The organism is Microbacterium kunmingense, from assembly GCF_023155745.1.
In the GTDB taxonomy this organism is placed as follows: Bacteria; Actinomycetota; Actinomycetes; order Actinomycetales; family Microbacteriaceae; genus Microbacterium; species Microbacterium kunmingense.
Genome location: NZ_JAKNUS010000010.1, coordinates 1 through 14114 on the forward strand (window position 1 = coordinate 1; position 14114 = coordinate 14114).

General features: G+C 70.4%; 15 protein-coding genes. 10 read left to right on the forward strand and 5 right to left on the reverse strand.

What is annotated here, in order from left to right; translation table 11 throughout:
• The first annotated feature begins 157 nt into the window (after positions 1 to 157).
• Positions 158 to 880, forward strand: a complete 723-nt coding sequence (locus MA875_RS13675) for an alpha/beta fold hydrolase (protein ID WP_248242819.1) — start codon at positions 158 to 160, stop codon at positions 878 to 880.
• A gap of 38 nt (positions 881 to 918) precedes the next feature.
• Here the strand turns inward: MA875_RS13675 and MA875_RS13680 are convergent, their stop codons facing one another.
• Positions 919 to 1629: a beta-ketoacyl-ACP reductase gene (locus MA875_RS13680; protein WP_248242820.1), complete on the reverse strand. Its 711-nt coding sequence runs from the start codon at positions 1627 to 1629 to the stop codon at positions 919 to 921.
• Between the two features lie 79 nt (positions 1630 to 1708).
• Here MA875_RS13680 and MA875_RS13685 point away from each other — a divergent pair, with 79 nt between their 5' ends.
• The 3 genes from MA875_RS13685 to MA875_RS13700 all read left to right on the forward strand — a co-directional run bounded on the left by MA875_RS13685 (position 1709) and on the right by MA875_RS13700 (position 3828).
• Entirely contained in the window at positions 1709 to 2236 is a 528-nt protein-coding gene (locus MA875_RS13685; protein WP_248242821.1) for a DUF4190 domain-containing protein, read from the forward strand.
• Positions 2237 to 2288: 52 nt separating this feature from the next.
• Positions 2289 to 2699, forward strand: coding sequence for a DUF3099 domain-containing protein (locus tag MA875_RS13690; RefSeq protein ID WP_282449107.1), 411 nt, complete (start codon positions 2289 to 2291; stop codon positions 2697 to 2699).
• A gap of 211 nt (positions 2700 to 2910) precedes the next feature.
• Positions 2911 to 3828 (forward strand): SURF1 family cytochrome oxidase biogenesis protein, encoded by a 918-nt coding sequence (locus MA875_RS13700; RefSeq protein ID WP_248242824.1) that lies wholly within the window; start codon positions 2911 to 2913, stop codon positions 3826 to 3828.
• 25 nt (positions 3829 to 3853) lie between these two features.
• Here MA875_RS13700 and MA875_RS13705 read toward each other — a convergent pair whose 3' ends face one another.
• A complete protein-coding gene (locus tag MA875_RS13705; RefSeq protein WP_248242825.1) occupies positions 3854 to 5452 on the reverse strand; it encodes an ABC-F family ATP-binding cassette domain-containing protein in 1599 nt (532 codons plus the stop codon).
• Positions 5453 to 5559: 107 nt separating this feature from the next.
• Between MA875_RS13705 and MA875_RS13710 the strand changes: the two genes are divergently transcribed.
• The 6 genes from MA875_RS13710 (at position 5560) to MA875_RS13735 (ending at position 11209) form a co-directional block, all read left to right on the forward strand.
• Positions 5560 to 6189: a biotin transporter BioY gene (locus tag MA875_RS13710; protein ID WP_248242826.1), complete on the forward strand. Its 630-nt coding sequence runs from the start codon at positions 5560 to 5562 to the stop codon at positions 6187 to 6189.
• A 139-nt stretch (positions 6190 to 6328) separates the two neighbouring features.
• Entirely contained in the window at positions 6329 to 7348 is a 1020-nt protein-coding gene (locus MA875_RS13715; RefSeq protein WP_372492589.1) for an iron-siderophore ABC transporter substrate-binding protein, read from the forward strand.
• 21 nt (positions 7349 to 7369) lie between these two features.
• Positions 7370 to 8413, forward strand: coding sequence for a FecCD family ABC transporter permease (locus MA875_RS13720; RefSeq protein ID WP_248242828.1), 1044 nt, complete (start codon positions 7370 to 7372; stop codon positions 8411 to 8413).
• Entirely contained in the window at positions 8410 to 9486 is a 1077-nt protein-coding gene (locus tag MA875_RS13725; protein WP_372492586.1) for a FecCD family ABC transporter permease, read from the forward strand. Before MA875_RS13720 ends, MA875_RS13725 begins: the two co-directional genes overlap by 4 nt.
• Positions 9483 to 10316, forward strand: a complete 834-nt coding sequence (locus tag MA875_RS13730) for an ABC transporter ATP-binding protein (RefSeq protein WP_248242829.1) — start codon at positions 9483 to 9485, stop codon at positions 10314 to 10316. The genes MA875_RS13725 and MA875_RS13730 overlap by 4 nt, the downstream gene beginning before the upstream one ends.
• On the forward strand, positions 10313 to 11209 hold the full coding sequence (locus tag MA875_RS13735) for a siderophore-interacting protein (protein ID WP_248242830.1): 897 nt from the start codon (positions 10313 to 10315) through the stop codon (positions 11207 to 11209). The genes MA875_RS13730 and MA875_RS13735 overlap by 4 nt, the downstream gene beginning before the upstream one ends.
• An 11-nt stretch (positions 11210 to 11220) precedes the next feature.
• Here the strand turns inward: MA875_RS13735 and MA875_RS13740 are convergent, their stop codons facing one another.
• Genes MA875_RS13740 through MA875_RS13750 form a run of 3 tightly spaced genes read right to left on the reverse strand, consistent with a single transcriptional unit; the run spans position 11221 to position 14094 of the window.
• On the reverse strand, positions 11221 to 12609 hold the full coding sequence (locus tag MA875_RS13740; protein WP_248242831.1) for an MFS transporter: 1389 nt from the start codon (positions 12607 to 12609) through the stop codon (positions 11221 to 11223).
• Positions 12606 to 13757, reverse strand: a complete 1152-nt coding sequence (locus tag MA875_RS13745; protein ID WP_248242832.1) for a MalY/PatB family protein — start codon at positions 13755 to 13757, stop codon at positions 12606 to 12608. Before MA875_RS13745 ends, MA875_RS13740 begins: the two co-directional genes overlap by 4 nt.
• 7 nt (positions 13758 to 13764) lie before the next feature.
• Complete coding sequence (locus MA875_RS13750) at positions 13765 to 14094, reverse strand: metal-sulfur cluster assembly factor (RefSeq protein ID WP_248242833.1); 330 nt, start codon at positions 14092 to 14094, stop codon at positions 13765 to 13767.
• Positions 14095 to 14114: the final 20 nt, after the last annotated feature.

Consider the following 14114-nt stretch of genomic DNA (forward strand, 5'->3'; position numbering starts at 1 on the left):
AGCGTTACGGTGGGACACGAGAACCTCCGAGTTCGTGAAGACGTCAGATATCTCCACTAAGCCCGGAGGTTCTCCCCATTCACAATGCCCAAACCCGAACCAACCTCATGGCCCGGTACACCTAGAGGGTGTCGGAGGCCACGAGTACGGTTGCGCCATGGACGTCCTCCTGATTCCCGGACTCTGGCTGACCGCGTCTTCGTGGGACGAGGTGGTGCCGGGGCTGCGCACGGCCGGGCTCGAACCGGTCGCGCTGACCATGCCGGGCGTCCGGCGCGGCGACACGCCCCCCGACCCGGCGATGGCCGAGATCGGCATCGGCGAATGGGTCGACGCCGTCGTCGCCGAGATCGACCGGCGTGAGGAGCCCGTGGCCCTCGTCGGCCACAGCGGAGGCGGGAACGTCGTCTACGGCGCCGCCGACCGGCGACCGGCGAAGGTGTCGCACCTGGTGTTCCTCGACACCTTCCCTCCGGCCCATCGCGGCGCGATCTCCGAGTTCCCCGTCGACGGCGACACGGTGCCCTTCCCGGGGTGGGACTTCTTCGATGACGACGACGTCGCCGATCTCGACGCCGAGACACGGGAGAGGGCGATGGCGCACATCGGCGTCGTGCCCCGCCGCGTCCCCACCGATCCGATCTCGCTCACCGACGACCGACGTCGCGAGATCCCCGCCACGATCCTCACCAACACCGTCTTTCCGGAGCAGATCGAACAGATCCGCCGCGAGCCGCCCGAATGGGCGTCGGGACTCGCCTCGCACGGGCCCCTGCGCACCGTGTCACTGCGCGCGGACGGCGAGGCGAGCGGCCATTGGCCGCAGTTCTCCAAGCCCGACGTGGTCGCACGCGCGATCGCCGACGCCCTCGGCCGGTGACGCGCCCGAGGTCCCACCGGCGACGGTGACGTCGACGCTCAGTGCCCCATTCCGAGGCCCCCGTCGACGGGGATCACGGCGCCGGAGATGTACGCCGCGTCGTCGGATGCGAGCCAGGCGACGACGCCCGCGACCTCCGCGGGATCGCCGAAGCGACCGGCGGGGATGTTCTTCTTGTACTCGGCCTGGGTGTCGGCGGGCAGCTCGGCGGTCATGTCCGTCTCGATGAACCCCGGGGCGACGACGTTGGCCGTGATGCCCCGTCCTCCGAGCTCACGGGTGAGCGACCGGGCGAATCCCACCAGGCCGCTCTTGGAGGCGGCGTAGTTGACCTGTCCGGCGGATCCGTACAGTCCGACGACGCTGGAGATGAGGATGATGCGCCCGAAGCGCGCGCGGATCATGCCCTTGGACGCCCGCTTGACCACCCGGAACGCCCCGCCCAGATTCGTGGCGACGACGCTGTCGAAGTCGTCCTCACTCATCCGCAGCACGAGCATGTCGCGTGTGATGCCGGCGTTGGCCACGACGATCGTCACCGGGCCGAGTGCGTCCTCGACCTCCGTCATGGCGGCGTCCAGCGAGGCCGCGTCGGTGACGTCGGCGCGAACGGTGAGGGCGCCGTCGGGACCCTCGCCCGAACGGGCGGTGACGGCCACGCGGTAGCCGTCCGACACGAAGCGCTCGGCGATGGCCCGCCCGATACCGCGGTTTCCGCCGGTGACCAGGACGACACGTTCGTTGCTCATCCCCCCAGCCTATCCAGGCGGGTTTGACACCCGGGACGACGGCCTGGAACCCTGGAGCCAGACGAGAAAGGGCACACCCGTGAGCACTCCCGACAACCCGCAGGGAACCGATCCGACGACCCCTTCCGTTCCGCCCGCTCCCGCGGCACCACAGGGATCCCCCGCCTACGGCCAGCCCCCGGCGTACGCACAGCCGCCCTCCTACGGACAGGCGCCGTACGGGCAGGCCCCGACCTACGGCCAGCAGCAGCCCGCGCCCGACCCGTACTCCGGACAGGCGCCGTACGGTGCACAGGCCCCCTACGCCCCCGGCCCCTACGGCGCGTATGCGGCTCCGAAGACGAACGTGCTGGCCATCGTGTCGCTGATCGCGTCGCTGGTCGGAATCATCTTCATCCTCCCGTTCGTCGGGTCGCTCGTGGGCGTCATCACGGGCCACATGAGTCTTTCCCAGATCAAGCGCACCGGCGAACAGGGCCGCGGTCTCGCCCTGGCCGGCACGATCGTCGGATACGTCGGTCTCGGGATCATCCTTCTCGTGACGATCTTCTTCCTGTCGTTCCTGCCGCTGATCATCGGCAGCGCGAGTTCGGGCACGCTCTCCTGAGACCCGGTCTCGTGCGTCGCCCGCGAGATCTCTTGCGATCGAGAAAGTGTTGATGCCGGCCGGAGCCGCCCCTCTCCACGCGGCGTACCCTGGACCCATCGTGAACCGCTCGTCGAGGCCCCCGTCCGCCACGTCGCTGCCCCGTGCACCTCGTGACGACTCAGGCGCGCGATCAGCGCGATACCTCGCGATGATGGCCGTCCGCGTCCTGTGCTTCATCCTCATGGTGCTCATCACCCCCTACGGCTGGTACACGTGGGTGTTCGCGCTCGGAGCCGTCTTCCTCCCCTATGTCGCCGTCGTGTTCGCCAACGTGGGTGCGACCGACCGGGTGGCTCGGCCCGAGAACCCCGAGCGTCAGATCGCCGCTTCGGTCGCGACGACTCCTCCTCCCGCTCCCGCGGAGCAGGTCCTCCGCATCCAGGAGTCCGCTCCGCCGCCGTGGCGCGGAGAGGGCGAGTGAACGACGAGGACTCGCGGGCGCAGTGCTCACGCGCGGGATGCCGCGTAGCGGCGTCATGGGTGATCCGCTGGCGCAATCCCCGCATCCACAGCGCCGATCGGTGGAAATCGTGGGCGGCGTGCGATGACCACCGCGAGTATCTGCGCGAGTTCCTCGCGGCACGTTCGTTCCCCCTCGACGTGACCCCCCTGAACCAGGCGGCGTCCGGACCATGAGGGATGCACGCTCCCGTCCCCTCGTCCGCTGGACCGGTTACGCCCTCGTCGCCGTCCTCTTCGCGATCGCGTGCGCTTTCCTGTCGAACTGGCAGTTCTCCCGCAACGCCGAGCGCTCCGAGGAGCTGCGCGTCGTCGAGCAGAACTACGACGCCACGCCCGTTCCGCTGGCTGAGGTCGTGCCGGTCGGGTCGGTTCTCGATCCCGACGACGAGTGGCTCCCTGTGGAAATCGTCGGGACGTATCTTCCCGATCAGCAGCTGCTCGTGCGCAACCGGCCCCACGGCGGCACCGCGGCTTTCGAGGTGCTGGTTCCCTTCCTCACCGACGAGGGCCGGGTCGTCCTGATCAATCGCGGCTGGGTGCCCCCCGGCGCCGATCAGGCCGAGCCCGACGCGGTGCCGGCACCACCGGCCGGCACGGTCACCGTCCAGGCGCGGCTGCGGCCGGAAGAGGCGGCGCCGCGGTCGGGCCGCTCAGCCCCGGACGGCCAGGTGCCCACCATCAACATCGGGCTGGTCGCCGAGCGCCTCCCCGCCGAGACCGCCGACGCCCTGCAGCCGTCTCTCTACGCGTTGATGGCGCAGGAGGACCCGGCCGCCTCTCCGACGCCGTCGGCTCTCGAGGTGCCCTCCGAGGACCCCGGGCCCCACCTGTCCTACGCCATCCAGTGGATCCTGTTCGCCATCATGGGATTCGTCTTCATCGGGTACATCATCCGCACCGAGCGTCGTCACCGGCGGGAGGATCGAGAGGATGACGACGCCGAGGCCGCGTCGCAGGGAAGCGGTGCACCGTCGACCGCTCCCGAGACCCCGCCCGGGAAGGCGCGCCGCAGCGGGCGGCGCCGCGATCCCGATGCGAGCGAAGAGGACGCCCTCCTCGACGCTGCCGGCGCCGAGCGCCGATCCTGAGCGGCTCGCACGCCGACCGGCGCCGTCAGGCCAGCGAGATCAATTCGGCGTAGTCGCGTCCCCAGATGTCCTCCACACCGTCCGGGAGGATGAGCACCCGCTCGGGGTTCAGCGCATGGACGGCGCCCTCATCGTGGGAGACGAGCACGACCGCGCCCTCGTAGTGGGCGAGAGCGTCGAGGATCTCCTCGCGCGAGGCGGGGTCGAGGTTGTTCGTCGGCTCGTCGAGCAGCAGCACGTTGGCGCTGGAGACCACGAGGGTCGCCAGCGACAGCCGGGTCTTCTCCCCGCCCGAGAGCACCCCGGCGGGCTTGAGCACGTCGTCACCGGTGAAGAGGAACGAGCCGAGCACCTTCCGCGCCTCGGTCGCGGTGATGTCCGGGGCCGCCGACATCATGTTGTCCAGCACCGACCGTGAGACATCGAGGTTCTCGTGCTCCTGTGCGTAGTACCCGATCTTCAGGCCGTGGCCCGGGTCCACCTGCCCCGTGTCCGGCGCGTCCACACCGGCGAGGATGCGCAGCAGGGTGGTCTTCCCGGCCCCGTTGAGCCCGAGGACGACCACTTTCGAACCGCGGTCGATCGCCAGATCCACGTCGGTGAAGATCTCCAGCGAACCGTAGGACTTCGACAGGCCGGCGGCGGTCAGCGGCGTCTTGCCGCAGGCGGCGGGCTTGGGGAAGCGGAGCTTGGCGACCCGATCCTCCTGGCGGACCTCCTCGAGGCCGGCGAGCATCTTCTCCGCGCGGGCGACCATCTGGTGGGCCGCGGCCGCCTTCGACGCCTTCGCGCCGAAACGCGCCGCCTGCTGCTGCAGCACGCTCGCCTTCTTCTCGACGTTCGCGCGCTCCTTCTTCCGCCGCTCCTCGTCGGCGACCCGCTGACGCAGGTAGTTCTTCCAGTTCACGTTGTAGACATCGATGACCTGGCGGTTGGCATCGAGATAGAACACGCGGTTCACCGTCTCGCCCACGAGCTCGACGTCGTGGGAGATGACGATGAGCCCGCCCTTGTAGCCCTTGAGGAACTCACGGAGCCAGACCACGCTGTCGGCGTCGAGGTGGTTGGTCGGTTCATCCAGGATCATCGTGTCGGCATCGGAGAAGAGGATGCGGGCGAGCTCGATGCGGCGGCGCTGACCGCCGGAGAGGGTCTTCAGCGGCTGATCGAGGATGCGGTCGGGAAGCGAGAGGTTGTGGGCGATCGATGCGGCCTCGGCCTCGGCGGCGTACCCGCCCAGGGCTTCGAAGCGCTCGGTCAGCTGCGCGTACCGCCGCATCGCGCGCGCCGCGACATCCTCGTCATCCGACGCCATCGCCAGCGTCGACTCCTGCATGCCGATCGCGATCGAGCCGAGTCCCCGGGCGTCGAGGATCCGGGTGCGGGCGAGCATCTCCGGATCACCCGAGCGCGGATCCTGGGGAAGGTATCCGATCTCGCCCGAGCGGTCGACGCGGCCCTGCGAGGGGAGCAGATCGCCGGCGAGCACCTTGGTCAGGGTGGTCTTGCCGGCGCCGTTCCGGCCCACGAGGCCCACCTTGTCGCCCCCGGAAACCCGGAACGACACCTCCGACATCAGCACGCGGGCACCCACACGAATCTCGAGGTCGTGTACGGCGAGCACGGCGAACGTCCGATCAGTCAGCGGGGAAGGAAGGCCGAGAGGCCAGCATCCCAGTATACGGCCGGCCCGGCTTCACCTCCGCGGCCGCTGTCTCCTAGGCTGAGCGCATGTCTTCGATCGCCGTCGCCCCCCGCCCGCACCGCGTCCTCGCCGACGTGGTCGCCCGCCCCTCGACCCGCAGTCGCGCCTTCGCCGTCGACGCCGCGCTGGTGACAGCCGGAGCGCTGTTCGTCGCCGTCCTGGCCCAGGTCTCGATCCCCCTGTGGCCCGTCCCGATCACCGGGCAGACCCTCGGTGTCATCGTGGTCGGCGCCGCCCTCGGCGCTCGCCGCGGTGCCGCCAGCCTCACGGTCTACCTGCTCGCGGGGCTTGCGGGCCTGCCCGTCTTCGCCGACTTCACCGGCACGATCGCCGCCGTCGCCAAGCCGAGCTTCGGCTTCATCATCGGCTTCATCGCCGCCGCCGCCGTCGCGGGATGGTTCGCCGAGCGGTCCTGGGACCGCCGCCCGGTCCTGGCCTTTGTGGGGTTCGCCGCCGCCAGCGTCATCCCGTTCCTCTTCGGCATCCCCTACATGGCGCTCATCCTGAACGCCGTCCTCGGGATGGAGCTGTCCTTCTGGCAGATCCTCGAGGCGGGCCTGTTCCCCTTCATCGTGGGCGGCATCATCAAGGCCGCGATCGCCGCCGCGCTCATCCCCGCAGCCTGGGCCCTGGTCCGCAGACTCGACCGCCGCTGACAGGCTCCGATCTCTCGACATCGAGCGAAACCCCGGTCCGGTGGACCGGGGTTTCGTCGTCGGGTCAGGCGGGCAAGATGAGCTCAGGTAAAGTAAGGCTGTCCTAAGAACCCGGGAGGCCCCCTTGACTCACATCCGCATGGCCGCCACGCTCGGCGCCGGCACTATCCTCGCCCTCACCCTCGCCGGATGCGCGGGTGCGGCCGCGCCCGGCAGCGCAGCAGGTGATGCGCCCGCCGTCGAGGACGGTGCGTTCCCTGTCACCATCACCCACGCGTTCGGCGAGACGACGATCGCCGAGGAGCCCGAGCGCGTGGCCGCCGTCGCCTGGGGGAACCACGAAGTTCCGCTGGCGCTGGGGATCGTCCCCGTCGGGATGAGCAAGGCGACCTGGGGCGACGACGACGGCGACGGGGTCCTGCCCTGGGTGGAGGACCAGCTGGAGGAACTCGGAGCCGAGACGCCGGTCCTCTTCGATGAGACGGACGGGATCGATTTCGAGGCTGTGGCCGACACTCAGCCCGACGTGATCCTCGCCGCGTACTCGGGCCTCACGCAGGAGGACTACGACACGCTGTCGAAGATCGCCCCCGTCGTGGCGTACCCCGACGTGGCCTGGGGCACCTCCTACGAGGAGATGATCGAGATGAACGCCGCCGCACTCGGCCGCGCCGACGAAGGGGCAGCGCTCATCGAGGATCTTCACGCCCAGGTGGATGACGCGCTCGCAGCCCACCCCGACCTCGCCGACGCGAAGGTGCTGTTCTCCTACCTCGACCCTGCGGACCTCAGTCAGATCGGGTTCTACACGGCGCTGGACACCCGGCCCGGGTTCCTCGCCTCGCTGGGGATGCCGCTGCCGTCCACCGTCGAGGAGATGTCGGCCGACACCGAGGAGTTCTACCTGAGTGTGAGCGCCGAGGAAGCCGACCGCTTCGATGACGTCGACGTCTTCGTGACCTACGGCGACCCCGACGGAGAGCTCGTCTCGCAGCTTCAGGCAGACCCGCTCCTCTCGCAGATCCCCGCGATCGCGAACGGGAACATCGCCGTCCTGGAGAACAGCACTCCGCTCGCGGCCTCGGCGAACCCGTCGCCCCTGTCGATCGGGTGGGGTATCGAGGAGTACTTCACCCTGCTGTCCGACGCGCTGAACTGATCCTGCGGCGCACCGATCGTGATGACCTCGCTCGCCCCTGCGCCCCGACAGGACGCCGCTCCCCCGCGGCGTCCTGTCGGGGCGCGGTGGGCGTGGGTGGGCGGATCGATCGTGCTCCTCGTCGTCCTCTGCGCGGCATCGATCGCCTTCGGCGCCCGTGACATCTCGCTCGCGGAACTCCTCGCCGCCGTCTCGGGACGCACCGACACCGTCGGCGAAGCCGCGGTGGTCGCGCGCATCCCGAGGACGGTGCTCGCCGTCCTCGTCGGCGCCGCCCTCGCCCTCGCGGGGGCGACCATGCAGGCGGTCACCCGCAACCCCCTCGCCGACCCGGGGATCCTCGGCGTGTCCGGCGGCGCGGCCCTGGCGGTCGTCATCGGACTGGCGTTCTTCGGGCTGAGCGATCCGTGGGCCACGATGGGCCTCGCCATCGCCGGAGCGGGTGCCGCCGCGGTCTTCGTCTACGCCGTCGGCTCGCTCGGTCGCGGCGGCGCGACCCCGCTGAAGCTCGCGCTCGCCGGCGCGGCGGTCTCGGCGGCGTTCGCGTCGCTGGTCAGTGCCATCCTCCTCCCTCGCGTGGACGTCATGGAGGGCTTCCGCTTCTGGCAGATCGGTGGGGTCGGGGGCGCCACATGGGATCGCCTGATGGCCGTTCTCCCCGTTCTCGCCGTGGGCACGCTCATCTGCCTGCTGACTGCGCGCGGAATGAACTCCCTGGCCCTCGGCGACGACCTCGCCGCCGGCCTCGGCGAGCACGTCGCTCGCACCCGTCTGCTGTCCTCGGCAGGAGCGGTCATCCTCTGCGGCGCGGCGACCGCCGTGGCGGGTCCGATCGGCTTCGTCGGCCTCGTCATCCCGCACCTGTGCCGTCTCCTGATCGGCACCGACCACCGATGGCTCCTTCCCCTGTCCGCGGTCATGGGCGCCGACCTCCTGGTGCTCGCCGATGTCCTCGGCCGGGTGATTGCCCGCCCCGAGGAGATCGAGGTCGGCATCCTCACGGCGCTCGTCGGGGCTCCCTTCTTCATCTGGATCGTCCGTCGCCAGAAGGTGCGTGAACTGTGACGGTCTCCCGCAGCATCCTGTCCGCTCCCCCGCCCTCCGCCCGAGGCACGACGGCATCGGCTGTCGCCCGCGGTCGGCGTTCCCGCGCACGGCGACGCGTGATCGTCGTGGGCCTCCTCTTGTCGGCCATCGCCGGCGTGTTCCTCACGTCGCTCATGGTCGGCAACACGTTCTACACCCCCGACGAGGTCGTTCGTGTGGTCCTCGGAGAGCAGGTGGCGGGTGCATCGTTCACGGTCGGGGAACTGCGACTTCCCCGCGCCCTCCTCGGTCTGCTCGCCGGGGTGTCGTTCGGCATGGCGGGGGTCACGTTCCAATCGCTCCTGCGAAACCCGCTCGCATCCCCCGACATCATCGGCATCAGCTCCGGGGCCAGTGCGGCCGCGGTGACCGGCATCGTGATCCTCTCGCTGTCCGAGACGGCGGTCTCGCTCCTGGCCCTCGGCGGAGCGCTCGTCACCGCGTTCGGCATCTGGCTGCTCTCCCATAAGAGCGGCTTCGCCGGGACGCGCCTGATCCTCATCGGCATCGGTGTGGCCGCGATGCTCGACAGCGTCATCACGTACGTCCTCTCCCGCGCGGCAGCGTGGGATCTGCAGGTGGCGATGCGGTGGCTCACCGGCAGCCTCAACGGCGCCGACTGGCAGAGCCTTGCTCCGGTCGTGATCGCCACAGCGATCCTCGTCCCGGTGATGATCGGTCAGTCCCGCACCCTCGGCGTGCTGCGCCTCGGAGACGACACCGCGGCCGGACTCGGCGTCGCCCTGACCCGCAGCCGACTGCTCCTGATCGTCGCGGCGGTGGCACTGCTTGCGTTCGCCACGGCGGCGACCGGGCCGATCGCGTTCGTGGCGTTCATGGCAGGTCCGATCGCGGCCCGCCTCATCGGCCCGGCCGGCTCGCTCCTGGTAGCCGCGGGCCTCGTGGGTGCCCTGCTCGTCCTCAGCGCCGACCTGATCGGCCAGTTCGCGTTCGAGAATCGCCTCCCCGTGGGTGTCATCACGGGAATCCTCGGCGCTCCCTATCTCGTCTACCTCCTCATCAGGACCAACCGCTCCGGAGGCTCACTATGACCGTCGCCCGCCGCCTGTCCGCCGAGGGACTCACCCTCGCCTACGGGGACCGTACGATCGTCTCCGCCCTCGACCTCGTCGTGCCGTCCGGCCGGATCACCGCGATCATCGGCGCGAACGGCTGCGGCAAGTCCACGCTGCTCCGAGCGCTCTCGCGGCTCATCGCCCCGCGCGCGGGGCAGGTGGTGCTCGACGGCAAGACACTGCACAGTCGCGGGTCCAAAGAGGTGGCGAGGATGCTGGGGCTCCTCCCCCAGGGTCCCGTCGCGCCCGAGGGGATCGCGGTGGCCGACCTCGTCGGCCGGGGTCGCCACCCCCATCAGCGCCCCCTGGCGCCATGGAGCACCCGCGATTACGAGGTCGTCGCCGAGGCACTGGAGGCCACCGGCACCAGCGACCTCGCCGATCGCCCGATGGACGAGCTGTCCGGAGGGCAACGGCAGCGGGTCTGGATCGCGATGGCCCTCGCGCAGGAGACCGACATCCTGCTCCTGGACGAGCCGACCACGTTCCTCGACGTCGCGCACCAGATCGAGGTGCTCGACCTGCTCACCGACCTGAACCGAGAACGCGGCACCACGATCGTGATGGTGCTGCACGACATGAACCTCGCCGCGCGCTACGCCGATCATCTTTTCGCTCTGCGCGACGGCCGTATCGTCGCCGACGGTGCGCCCCGCGACATCCTGACCCGGGAGCTGATCGGCGAGGTGTTCGATCTCGACGCCGTCGTCATCGACGACCCCGTCTCGGGCGCGCCCATCGTCCTCCCGCGCGGTCGGCATCACGCCTCCCGCTCCGCCGCCCACCCCTCGGAGGCCTCCCGATGAGCGCGATGCGCTTCTTCCATGCGCGGGTGTCGCGCATCACCGATCTGACGCCGAGCTTCCGCCGGTTCACCTTCACCGGCGACGACCTCGATCGATACGGCGATCCGGGGTACGACCAGCGTGTGAAGGTCGTCTTCCCCGCATCCGATCTTCCTCTCGAGGCGATGCCCACCGGGGAGGACTGGTATGCCCGGTGGCGCGCTCTTCCCGAGGACGAGCGGCTCCCGTTCCGCACGTACACGACCCGCGCCGTGCGTCACGCCGTCCGCGAGGTCGACATCGACATGGTCGCCCACGAGGTCTCGGGTCCGGCGTCGGCGTGGATCGCCACCGCGAAGGAAGGCGACGAGGTGCTCATCCTCGCCCCGACGACCGCGCACGAGGGCGTCAGCCTCGGCGTCGACTTCGTCCCGCCCCGCCACACCGACCATCTCCTTCTGGCGGGCGATGAGACCGCAGCCCCCGCGATCGCCGTCATCCTGGAGCAGCTCCCCGCCGACGCACGCGGCGTCGTCGCCCTCGAGGTGCCGCACGAGGACGACTGCACCTACCTCCCACAGCACCCCGGCTTCGACTACCGCGTCGCCGCACGCGGAACGGGCCCTCGCCACACCCACCTCGTCGCCGCTGTGGAGGACGCCGTGGAGCGACTCGCGCCCGCGGGGCGCGGCGGCGAGATCGAGGAGATCGACATTGACGAGGGGATCCTCTGGGAGGTCCCTCGCACCGCCAAAGGCGGTGCCGCGCTGAAGCGGGCGCCCCTGTACTCCTGGCTCGCCGGGGAAGCGAGCGCCATCAAGGCCCTCCGGCGTCATCTCGTCGCCGAGCAGGGCGTCGACCGTCGCGCCGTGGCCTTCATGGGTTACTGGCGGCTCGGCCGCGCCGAGAACTGAGGGCGGCGGCTTCAGGAAGGGGTCGGAGGACGCGCTTCGTGCGCGTGACCCAGGCGGAGCCCGGGAACCAGCGCGGTGAGCGCCAGCAGCGTGCCGATCGCGAACACGGCCGGGAACCCGGCATCCGTCCCGATCAGCAGGGTGAAAACCAGTCCCATGATCGCGATGGATGCCGCCGAGCCGACGGCATCCGAGATCGACAGCGCCGAGGAGTTGAAGCCCTGGTTCTGCGGATTCGAGTACGCCAGCGTGAGGACGGTCAACCGGGGGTACATCAACCCCATGCCGGCGCCGGCGAAGCTCCACCCGGCGATGAGGACCGCCGGCGCGAGGCCGAGCAGTGCCGTCGCCACGGCGATGAGGAGCGAGCCGACGAGCAGGGACGAGCCGATGAGGGTGATCCGGGTGTTGCCGAGGCGATCGCCGACGCGACCCTGCACCTCCGCAGCCCCCGCCCAGGCCAGCGCCGCGGCCGTGAGGCCCAGCCCCGCCCAGGTCGGCGAGAAGCCGTAGTCGTCGATGAGCAGGTAGGGGATGTAGATCTCCGCACCGAACAGCGCGCCGGCGATGAGTCCGCGCATCAGGACAACGCTGGGAAGCCCTCGTGCCGCGCGGAGCGCGCCCGCGGGGAGCAGCGGGCGAGCGGCGACGGCCACGACGACGACCGAGGCGAGAACGCCGAGCCACGCCCAGCGACCGAGTTCGCCGGCGAGGCTCAGACCGAGCGCTCCGAGAGCGACCACGAACGCGCAGGCCAGGCGCGGGGCCACCTTCCCCGTCGCCGGCTCGTCGGTGTCGAGCGGAAGCCCGCGCAGCCGAGCCACGACGAGAAGGAAGGCCACGACCGTCAGCACGGCGACACCCAGGAACACCCACCGCCAGTGGAGGAACTCCGCCACGGCGCCCGCGAGGAAGGGACCGATGAGGGAGGGGACGACCCACGCGGCGGAGAACGCCGCGAACACCCGTCCGTGCACCACCGCGGGGTACACCCGCGCGACGACGACGTAGAGCGCGACCGTCTGTCCACCGGTTCCGAGGCCCTGCACGAGGCGACCGGCGACCAGCGCCGGCATGCTGGGGGCGAGCCCGGCGATGAGCAGTCCGACCACGAAGAGGCCGACCGCTGTGGAGAGCGGTGCGAGCACACCTCCGCGATCGCACCACGCGCCGACCGCCACCATGCCGACGACGCTCGTCGCGAGCGTTCCGGCGAAGGCGACGGCGTACAGGCGGTCGCCATCGAGGTCGTCGCTGACGACCGGCATCACCGTAGTGACGGCGAGAGCCTGCGTCGCCGCGAGGAAGATCAGTGCGACGGCGCCGACCGTCACCCAGAGGAACGGCCGCTCCCAGACGGACGGGGCACGCAGTTCGACCGAGCCGCGAGGGGCGCTCATCCGCGTGCGAGCGCGCCGACCCGCGCCACGGCCTCGCGGAGCACCTCGGGGTCGCAGCCGAAGTTGATCCGCACATGACCGCGTCCCTCGGCGCCGAACTGCGGGCCGAAGTGGAAGGCGACCCGCGCATCGCGGAGGATGCGACGGCCGGGGTCATCGCCCCAGCCGTAGGCGCTCAGATCAACCCAGCCGAGGAATCCCGCGGGCGGGATGCGGTAGCGAGCGAACGGGAGATGCTCGGCGAGGAGATCGCCCAGCAACCGGCGATTGAGGTCGAGCCGGATGAGGAGCGCATCGAGCCAGTCGTCGCTGTCGGTGAACGCCGCGACGGCGGCGTGCACCCCGAAGATGCCGGTGCGCCACTCGACCTCGACGGGGAGGGAGCGAAGGGTGGCGAACCGGTCCGGCGTGGCTGCGACCATGATGGCGCACTTCAGCCCGGCGAGGTTGAATGCCTTGCTCGCACTGACGAGCGCGAAGCCCACGGCTGCCGCGGTGTCCGAGGCCGCGAGGAACGGCACGAAGTCGGCGTCCGGCTGCGACAGCGGCGCGTGGATCTCGTCGCTGATGACGACGGCGTCGTGCGCCGCAGCGAGGTCGGCGAGGCGCTGGAGGGCCTTCCGCCCGTGGACGGTGCCCGTGGGATTGTGGGGGTGGCAGAGGAGGACGACCCGCGCGCCGGCGCTCAGCGCGGCGTCCACGCCCGCCAGATCCATCTCGGGCCCGTTCTCGCCGTCGATGAGCGGCACGGGGTCGACCACGAGGCCCGCCTCCGCGACCGCATCGAAGAACGGCGGGTACACCGGGGGCATGACGATCACACGGTCGCCGGGCCGCGCGACCTGGCGGAGGATCTCGACGACACCCATCATCACGTCGCAGGTCGTCCGCATGAGACCAGGGTCGGGATGCCACCCGAAGCGGCGGCCTGCGAACCCGGCGTAGGCCTCGCGGACCCCCGCGCCCGGGGCGGTGTAGCCGGTGTCGCCGATCTCGACGGCCCCCCGGAGCCGGTCGGTGATCGCCGGGGCGAGCGGGAAATCGGTCTCTGCCACGAAGAGTGGCAGCACATCCTCGGGGTAGGCGCGCCATTTGGCGCTGGACCGCTCCCTCAGGGCGCTCAGCGGCAGGGCGTCGAGGGCCTGCACCCCCGCGTCAGATCGCGAAGCCGAGAGCGCGCATCATGTCGCGCCCGTCGTCGGTGATCCGTTCGGGGCCCCACGGCGGCATCCACACCCAATTGATGCGGAACCGCTCCACCACCTCGTCCAATGCCTGCGCCGTCTGCTCCTCGAGCACGTCGGTCAGCGGGCAGCCGGCCGAGGTGAGGGTCATGTGGATGACGAGGGCGTCGTTGTCGTCATCCCACGCGAGGTCGTAGATGAGACCCAGGTCGACGACGTTGATCCCGAGTTCGGGGTCCATCACGTCTTTGAGGGCCTCGGTGACCTCGTCGTACTTCTCCGGGGTGAGCGTCGCGGTCATGGCTGCATCCTACGCGGGGT

What these genes read in the sequence shown, in the direction of transcription:
- MA875_RS13675 (WP_248242819.1), top strand. Translation starts at nt 158, where the DNA reads ATGGACGTCCTCCTGATTCCCGGACTCTGGCTGACCGCGTCTTCGTGG.
- MA875_RS13740 (WP_248242831.1), bottom strand. Translation starts at nt 12,609, where the DNA reads ATGAGCGCCCCTCGCGGCTCGGTCGAACTGCGTGCCCCGTCCGTCTGG.
- MA875_RS13735 (WP_248242830.1), top strand. Translation starts at nt 10,313, where the DNA reads ATGAGCGCGATGCGCTTCTTCCATGCGCGGGTGTCGCGCATCACCGAT.
- MA875_RS13710 (WP_248242826.1), top strand. Translation starts at nt 5,560, where the DNA reads ATGTCTTCGATCGCCGTCGCCCCCCGCCCGCACCGCGTCCTCGCCGAC.
- MA875_RS13720 (WP_248242828.1), top strand. Translation starts at nt 7,370, where the DNA reads ATGACCTCGCTCGCCCCTGCGCCCCGACAGGACGCCGCTCCCCCGCGG.
- MA875_RS13680 (WP_248242820.1), bottom strand. Translation starts at nt 1,629, where the DNA reads ATGAGCAACGAACGTGTCGTCCTGGTCACCGGCGGAAACCGCGGTATC.
- MA875_RS13690 (WP_282449107.1), top strand. Translation starts at nt 2,289, where the DNA reads ATGCCGGCCGGAGCCGCCCCTCTCCACGCGGCGTACCCTGGACCCATC.
- MA875_RS13715 (WP_372492589.1), top strand. Translation starts at nt 6,329, where the DNA reads ATGGCCGCCACGCTCGGCGCCGGCACTATCCTCGCCCTCACCCTCGCC.
- MA875_RS13730 (WP_248242829.1), top strand. Translation starts at nt 9,483, where the DNA reads ATGACCGTCGCCCGCCGCCTGTCCGCCGAGGGACTCACCCTCGCCTAC.
- MA875_RS13700 (WP_248242824.1), top strand. Translation starts at nt 2,911, where the DNA reads ATGAGGGATGCACGCTCCCGTCCCCTCGTCCGCTGGACCGGTTACGCC.
- MA875_RS13750 (WP_248242833.1), bottom strand. Translation starts at nt 14,094, where the DNA reads ATGACCGCGACGCTCACCCCGGAGAAGTACGACGAGGTCACCGAGGCC.